Source organism: Clostridium sp. CAG:43, from assembly GCF_000434655.1.
Classification (GTDB): Bacteria; Bacillota; Clostridia; order Lachnospirales; family Lachnospiraceae; genus Otoolea; species Otoolea fessa.
In genome coordinates, this window is the sequence record NZ_FR894986.1 from 12558 (window position 1) to 20147 (window position 7590).

General features: G+C 48.2%; 6 protein-coding genes, 1 tRNA gene and 1 pseudogene. 5 read left to right on the top strand and 3 right to left on the bottom strand.

Features of this window, described 5'->3' with window-relative positions:
• Positions 1-635: pseudogene (locus QVO97_RS00490) on the top strand (penicillin-binding protein); the annotation flags it as partial.
• A 114-nt stretch (positions 636-749) separates the two neighbouring features.
• Here the strand turns inward: QVO97_RS00490 and QVO97_RS00495 are convergent.
• The gene (locus tag QVO97_RS00495; protein WP_022358487.1) at positions 750-1655 is read right to left on the bottom strand and encodes an AraC family transcriptional regulator; all 906 of its coding nucleotides are present in this window, start codon (positions 1653-1655) and stop codon (positions 750-752) included.
• Positions 1656-1834: 179 nt separating this feature from the next.
• Here QVO97_RS00495 and QVO97_RS00500 point away from each other — a divergent pair, with 179 nt between their 5' ends.
• The 4 genes from QVO97_RS00500 to QVO97_RS00515 all read left to right on the top strand — a co-directional run bounded on the left by QVO97_RS00500 (position 1835) and on the right by QVO97_RS00515 (position 6466).
• A complete protein-coding gene (locus QVO97_RS00500) occupies positions 1835-4222 on the top strand; it encodes a glycyl radical protein (RefSeq protein ID WP_022358488.1) in 2388 nt (795 codons plus the stop codon).
• A 117-nt stretch (positions 4223-4339) separates the two neighbouring features.
• Positions 4340-5326, top strand: a complete 987-nt coding sequence (locus QVO97_RS00505; RefSeq protein ID WP_022358489.1) for a glycyl-radical enzyme activating protein — start codon at positions 4340-4342, stop codon at positions 5324-5326.
• 200 nt (positions 5327-5526) lie between these two features.
• On the top strand, positions 5527-5814 hold the full coding sequence (locus QVO97_RS00510; protein WP_022358490.1) for a DUF2325 domain-containing protein: 288 nt from the start codon (positions 5527-5529) through the stop codon (positions 5812-5814).
• Positions 5815-6055: 241 nt separating this feature from the next.
• On the top strand, positions 6056-6466 hold the full coding sequence (locus QVO97_RS00515; RefSeq protein WP_022358491.1) for a metal-dependent transcriptional regulator: 411 nt from the start codon (positions 6056-6058) through the stop codon (positions 6464-6466).
• Positions 6467-6648: 182 nt separating this feature from the next.
• On the opposite strand, the gene QVO97_RS00520 is transcribed toward QVO97_RS00515, so the two are convergent.
• Together QVO97_RS00520 and QVO97_RS00525 are read right to left on the bottom strand one after the other, a co-directional pair.
• Entirely contained in the window at positions 6649-7278 is a 630-nt protein-coding gene (locus tag QVO97_RS00520; protein ID WP_022358492.1) for a DUF4397 domain-containing protein, read from the bottom strand.
• Between the two features lie 240 nt (positions 7279-7518).
• Positions 7519-7590 (bottom strand) — tRNA-Glu (locus QVO97_RS00525).

Below are 7590 nucleotides of genomic sequence, written 5' to 3' on the forward strand. Positions count from 1 at the left end.
CCGGTACGACCAACGGCAGCCGTGACGGCTGGTTCTGCGGCATGACGCCATATTATACGATGACGGTCTGGGTTGGCTACGACCAGCAGAAGACACTTTCCAGCCTGTACGGCGGCACGTATCCGGCGAAGATCTGGAAAAATGCGATGGAAAAGATGGTAGAGGGGCTTCCGGCGGCGTCCTTTGATAGCCCGGAGACGGACAATGGACGCGGAGAAGGAACCTATCTGGCAGGTCATCCGGATGCATTTGAAATCACAACCAGCGGATATACCGCGGCGAATTTCAGAAGGGATCATTTGCTCTCGGATGAGGTGGCGAAGCTTCTGGAGTCTGCAAAGAGCGGCGATTCCGGTCGCAGCAGCAAGGAGTTAAAAGAAGACGCCAGCGCCAAGATCGAGCAGATCAAGAGCGAATCCATCAAAGAGCGGATGCAGCGGATCTACAAGACGGGTACGGCAGGAAAACGGTATTCAGCCCCGGCGGTGGTGCCGGAAACACCTGCCGAGACAGTTGAAGATCCGGCAGAATCTAGCACGACGATCGTGCCGGCAGGACCGAGCAGCGACATCGGACCAGGACACGGTCCGGCGCAGGAACCGGCAGTGGGTCCGGCGGCGGAGATTGGACAGTAAAGAATTGAAAATGAGAAGATAATAAAAAGCATTCTTTCATTCAGAGATTAAAGGCTGAGTGAAAGAGTGCTTTTTTGCGTCTATGTGGAATTTGGAAGAATTCAGAAGCAGGCATTACTGCGTATGTTCAGATTCATTTTTCTGCTGTTTCCGGTACTGTGCCGGTGTGCAGCCAATGATCCGTTTGAATGTGGCGATGTAATTGCTGACCTGGTTGTATCCGACCAGTCCGGCAATCTGTGAGATGGGCAGATCGCGGTGAAGGAGGGAAACACTGGTCTGGATGCGGTAATTAGTTAAATATCCATAGGGAGTTGTGTGAAGAATATTTTGAAAAATCCGGCAGCATTCTCCGACGCTGATATTGGCTGATGCAACCAGGTCTGAGAGCTGTAAATCATCTGCGTAATGTGCATAGATGAACAGGAGAATGGATTGCAGGCGCTGCTGGCGCAGGAGGTTAATAGAGGTAGAATTCCCACTGCTGTGAAAATTGGAAATCAGCAGATTCCACATCGAGGCAATCTTAATGCAGATAGAATATTCATTGCCTTTAACCTGATTGGAAAGAAATAAATCGGTTATTTTTTTGTGCAGTCCGATCAACTCTTTTTGCCATTCGAATTCCGGGTGAATAGAGAAAGCGGAGAATTTCCCACCGGCGGTATAGGGCAGGACGTAGTCCTGATCCATGCGGCTTCCAGGAAAAAAGGCAAGAAGGCGGTAAGGAAAATTGAGGCTCGCATAGGAGCCGTCTTCCGACATCTGTGTGACGGCATGAATCAGGGAGGTGTTGACGAAAATCAGATCTCCAGCCTGTCCGGGCAGAGAAAGATTATCTACCTGCATTGTCAATGTTCCGCTTAGTACGAGGGTAAACTGCAGCTCATCATGCCAGTGGAAGTCGCGCAGCCAGCGTCCCGGCGGCTGCATGGAATGAATATCAGAATAGTAGACATTGACCGGAAAATCTTGATCTTGATAGTGGTTGATTTCCTGTAACTGGGAAGTAGATTTCAAAGGATCCCTTCTTTCTATAAAAATTCAATATGTTAAGATTTTGGTATTTTTAGTTATTGATATTGTACCATTTCCACATAAGAATTGCTATACTTTTAAACGAAAAGAGATTTATAGCAGGTGCTAAAAAAATAAATCCCACAGAATGGAAATGTGAGTAAAAAATAGGAGGAAATCAGATGGCAGCAATCGAAAGAAAACCATACATGGATCGGATTGACCGATTAAAACAAAGAGTATTAAAGACCAAGCCAGAGATGGATCTGGAAAATGCAATTATCCTGACAAAGGGCTTCCAGGAATCAGAGGGACAGCCGCTGTGCATCCGGAAAGCATATGCATTTAAGAAACAGTGCCTGGAGAAAACTGTAAAAATCTGGGGGGATGAGCTGATTGTCGGCAATGCCGGAAGCAAGCAGCGCGGCGGTATTTTAAGTGTCGATACCTGCTGGTCGGTTCTGGATGAGGAGCTGGATACCATCAGTACCCGTCCATATGACCCATTCTATCTGCGCCCAGAGGATCGGAAGGCATTTGAGGAGATCATCCGCCCGTACTGGAAGGGACGTTCCACGTATGAGCAGTGGCTGGTACAATGCCCAGATTTTGCAGCAACCTTACGTGACTGCGGCGCTCTTTACATCAACCGTAAATCGGTTCGTGGCTGGGGCGAGACGACTGCGGGTTATTCCAGAGTCATTAAAGAAGGCATGGAGGGAATCAAGGCGCATATCCATAAAGTGCTTGATACACTTGATATTACCCGTCCGGGTGACTATGAGAAGATTGAATACCTGAAAGCGATGGAGCTGGCAGCTGACGGTATCTCCGCATTGGGACACCGCTATGCGGCAGAGGCGAGAAAGCTGGCAGAGGCAGAGCCGGATGAGAAGCGCAGAAAAGAACTGTTACAGATTGCCAAGACCTGCGATCAGGTTCCGGAAAAACCGGCGCGTACCTTCCGCGAGGCGATTCAGTCGATGTATATTTACCAGACCTGTATTTTCATGGAGCAGAATGCAGCAAGCTACAACCCGGGACGTATGGATCAGTATCTTTACCCATTTTATAAGGCAGATATCAAGGCTGGCCGTTTGACAGAGGAAGAGGCGCAGGAACTTTTGGACTGCTTATGGGTTAAATTCTCTGAGCAGTGCCTGTTCCAGGATCAGGTAACCGCACAGTTTTCCGCCGGTTACCCAATGTTCCAGAACGTATGCTGCGGCGGTGTGGATGAGCGCGGCATGGACGCAGTCAATGACGTGTCGTACCTGATTTTGCAGGCAACCGCAGAAGTACAGTTATATCAGCCGTCCCTGTCTGTCCGCTACAATATGGCGAAGAATCCGAGCAGCTTCTTAAAGAAGATTGCAGAGGTTATCAAGCTTGGAACCGGTTTCCCGGCATTCCACAACGATGAAGTTGGTATCGAGATGCTCCTGAACAAGGGAATCCCGTTAAAAGAAGCATATAACTGGAATCCATGCGGCTGTGTAGAGACGAACCTGGAAGGAAAACAGAGATGCTACACCGCATATGCAGACTTCAACTTAGGTTCTGCGGTTGAATTTGCCCTGTTAAACGGCAAGAGCCGTAAATATGGCATTCAGGCATCTGAGGCGACCGGCGATCCGACTGCCTTTAATACCTACGAAGAGTTTGAAGAGGCAGTCAAAGAGCAGATCCGCTATGAACTTCGCGGAACCGTGGCTTCCAGCCATGTATGCGATGACATTGGCTTCCAGAGGGTCGTTCCGGCACTTTCCCTTTCCTTCTATGAGTGCGTAGAGAATGCGAAAGATTACGCATGGGGCGGTGCGAAATATAACCTTGGAAATGGTATTGATGCGATCGGCGTAGCAGACCTGATCAACAGCCTGATTGCAGTAAAGAAACTTGTATTTGATGAGAAAAAAGTAACGATGCAGCGTCTTCTGGATGCACTGGATGCAAACTTTGTGGGTTATGAGGATGTCAAGAAGATGTGTGATGAAGCTCCGAAGTACGGCAATGATGACGACGAAGTAAACGAGCTGACCGGTGATATGTTCTGTTTTATCGCGGACTATATCGAGTCGTTCCACAGCAAATTCGGCAAGATGACGCCAGGTATTCTTCCGGTATCTGGAAATACTCCGTTTGGTCTGGAGGTCGGTGCACTTCCGTCCGGACGTCTGGCTTGGAAACCGTTAGCAGACGGCGTATCTCCGAACCAGGGAACCGATACCGAGGGCATGGGCGCTGTATTGAAATCCATTTCCCACATTCCGCATGGCCGTTTCAATCAGGGAACCCTGCTGAATGTAAAGATGGATACGGTATTCCGCGACAGCCCGAACTCGACAAAAGAACTGATGAACTACCTGCGGAGTCTCTGCTCCCTGGGCGTATTCCACACACAGTTCAATGTCATCGATACGGAGACCTTAAAAGAAGCACAGAAGCACCCGGAGGATTACAACGGACTGCTGGTACGTGTAGCTGGTTATACAGCATATTTTACAGAGCTTGGAAAAGAAGTACAGGACGATATCATTTCCAGAACTTCACATTCCAATATCTGCTAGGAAAAAGAGTGAAATCTGCCGTGTTTCATAAAAAATGCGGCAAATCAGCTACCGGGGATGTGCATCATGCGCGGTGGCTGGCAGCAGGCAAGGTGTACTTGACAGGAGGAACAGCGTATGGAATTAAAAGCAAATATTCTTCGGATTGAGCGGTTATCCCTCTCCGATGGGAAGGGAATGCGGACGGTTGTATTTTTTAAGGGCTGTCCCCTGCGCTGTGCCTGGTGTTCGACACCGGAGTCGCAGTCGGGGCAGCGGGAAGTCTACTATATGAAAGAGCGCTGCACCGGATGCGGCGCCTGCATCCAGGTCTGTCCGGAACAGGCACTTCGCCGGAGCGAAAAAACGGGAGAGATCGTGAGGGATCACAGCCGCTGTAAACAGTGCTTTCAGTGTGTGGATGCCTGCAATTACCGGGCACAGCAGATCTATGGCAAGGAGATGACCGTAAAAGAAGTAATGCGCGAGATCCAGAAGGATGAGATGTTTTTCTTCTATTCTGGTGGTGGAGTGACACTTTCAGGAGGTGATCTGTTCTGTCAGACGGATTTTGCGGAAGCACTGCTGGAGGCTTGTGATGACGCCTGCATCAATGCGGCGGCAGAGTTAGATATGTTTACTTCGTTTGAAAATGTGAAACGGATCGTGCCGCATCTGCAGATGTTTTATGTGGATGTGAAAACGATGGATCCGGAAATGCATAAAAAATGGACGGGGCAGGACAATGCCTGTATTCTGGAAAATATCCGTAAAGCCGATGCGATCTGCGCGCCGCATTCGATTCATGTCCGTGTGCCGCTGGTAGAAGGAGTCAATGATGATGTGGAAAATATTCGGAAAACGGCGCAGTTATGCCAGGAACTTAAAAATTGTCAGGAATTGGAATTTCTGCCATATCATAGACTGGGGCTTCATGCATACCGGCAGCTGGGAAGAAACTATCAATTAGAAGAACATGCGTCGATGAGCCGTTGGGATGTGTATCAGAAAATGGGATTTCTGTGCGAAACGGATTGGATGTTTGATATAGCGATATCAGGATTGGAGGTGTATAAAGCTGGAATAGGAAAAACGGGAGTAACAGAGGAGGTGTTAAAAGCGTAAAATACGATAAAAATTAGTATTGGATAAAAATGGATAATGGGAAAATGCGTACCGTGTGAGATAAGGTTGGTTGGTGAAAAATAGTCTTGCACGGTACGTTTATTTCTATGAATTTCAATTTTCCTCTGGACAAACAAGACAAGTTAGTGTATACTAACTTCATCAGCAGTTAGACAGAGCTAACTTTCGGAGGATAAAATATGAGTGTTGTAATTGTAGGTGGTCATGACCGCATGGTCAGCCAGTACGTGAAAATCTGCAAATCATTTAACTGTAAGGCAAAGGTATTTACACAGATGACGGCGGATTTCGGCAAACAGATCGGAGCGCCGGATCTGCTTGTACTCTTTACAAGCACCGTTTCCCATAAAATGATTCGGACGGCGGTTGATGGTGCAAAGGGAAGCCGGACAGAAGTTGTCCGCTGCCACACCAGCAGCAAAACCGCGTTGGAAGAAATTTTGCAGGAACACTGTGCAGCTTGCTGACGTATTTAAATGCGAAGCCACGGCAAATTCCGTTACTGGGCACGTATGCGTGAACAGTAACTCCGTCGGTTTCTGGAAACGATAGATTGATTTCGATATGGTTTGAAATATTCTTCCAAATATGGTATTCTAGTATATAGTATTATGGTAACTGGTCGGCAGTTTGGGAAGACTATTCTGCGGGAGACGGGAAGGCACGAAGCCAGGCCGGTTATGTGTTAGAAGTTTGGAGGGAATCACTTTGAAAATACAGCAGTCAGCAGAGGATTATCTGGAAACGATTCTTATGTTAAGCTATCGCAAGCCGATGATCCGTTCGATCGATGTAGTCAATGAGCTGGGGTATTCAAAACCAAGCGTCAGCGTTGCGATGAAGAATCTTCGTGAAAACGGTTATATTTCGATGGATCATGAGGGATATATCACTCTGGAGCCGTCGGGACGGAAGATCGCGGAGATGATTTATGAGCGTCATACATTACTGACAAAGCTTTTGGTAGCGTTGGATGTGCCAAGAGAAGTGGCAGTGGAAGATGCCTGCCGCATTGAACATGTGATCAGCCCGCAGAGTTTTGAGGCAATCAAAGAATTTGCAGCCGCGCATCTGGCAAAGATCGAGAAAGCAAACCGGACAGATGAGCCGGAAAAATAGATGGCTGTTTAAGATTCGGACAGTTATATTCTCATCATAAATTTATAATTGCAGAGGACACGGAAGAGAGACCGCACGCGTGAACGTGGCGGTCTCTTTTTTCATAGGAAATTACGTCCTATGAAAAAAACGCTCCGCGGGATTTGCACTCGCGTGAAGAAGCTTTTCTCAAATAAAAGCGATCAGGCGTTGAGCATCTGCACCGAAAAATCATTAAAAGTACCCAGAACCGCCAGCGTGTAGCTGTAACCGCTGCGAAGCCGGATATTTGTGTTGACGATGGCGAATCCCGGATTGGTACGGCGGTAGACGGTCAGCTGGTAGATGCCGGGGATGATGTGCATGTAGCGCGTATAATTCATGTAATCCAGATCGGATACGACCAGACGTCCGTTCAGGTATATATCGATCGGTTCGCGGATGGAGGCGGCATTGTAGAAACGCAGGTGCGCGATCTCCGATGAGGTGGAAAAGAACGGCGAGAGAATGCCCCAGGTCCAGAGCGCGCCATTTGGAGATGGCTTCCAGTTGGAACCGCCGCAGTTTATGCAGCCACCGGTGTTCGGGCTGCCATGATTATTGGACGGCAGGCTGGGCATCACATCCCCGTATGGTCCGAAGCCCGGAGATACCTGAAGATCATTGGATGAGCTGTCCGGATATGTTAAGATAACAGGAGGCTGAGAACTAAATCCAGACTGTGCCGTATCACTGGTTCCAGCTGCTGCCGCATCCGTCTCCGGTGCCGCCGCCGGAGTCGTGTCAGCATCCCCCTCAGGCACTGCTGCTGCATCGTAGTTGTATGTTTCCATAAAAAGATACCTCTTTTCATATTGGCTATATTGTAGTATATGAAGAAGAAAAAAGGAGAGTTACTATTTGCAGGCAGGAATTTTCTGGACTGAAAATCCTGTTCGATACTGTAGAAAAGCGTATTTTGCCGATCTGGAATGCGGAGCATCGGCAAAAATCAGTTATAGTTTACATGAATTGGTGAAAGGTCAAGAATGAAGAAAATAAAAAAGAGACTCGAATCTCGAATCTCTTTCCAGTGACCTGTCCGGGAATCGAACCCGGGTTTACGCCGTGAGAGGGCGTCGTCTTGACCGCTTGACCAACAGGCC

Excerpts from the sequence above, each read along its gene's own strand:
- QVO97_RS00505 (WP_022358489.1), top strand. The coding sequence starts at position 4,340 with ATGGAATTAAAAGCAAATATTCTTCGGATTGAGCGGTTATCCCTCTCC.
- QVO97_RS00520 (WP_022358492.1), bottom strand. The coding sequence starts at position 7,278 with ATGGAAACATACAACTACGATGCAGCAGCAGTGCCTGAGGGGGATGCT.
- QVO97_RS00510 (WP_022358490.1), top strand. The coding sequence starts at position 5,527 with ATGAGTGTTGTAATTGTAGGTGGTCATGACCGCATGGTCAGCCAGTAC.
- QVO97_RS00500 (WP_022358488.1), top strand. The coding sequence starts at position 1,835 with ATGGCAGCAATCGAAAGAAAACCATACATGGATCGGATTGACCGATTA.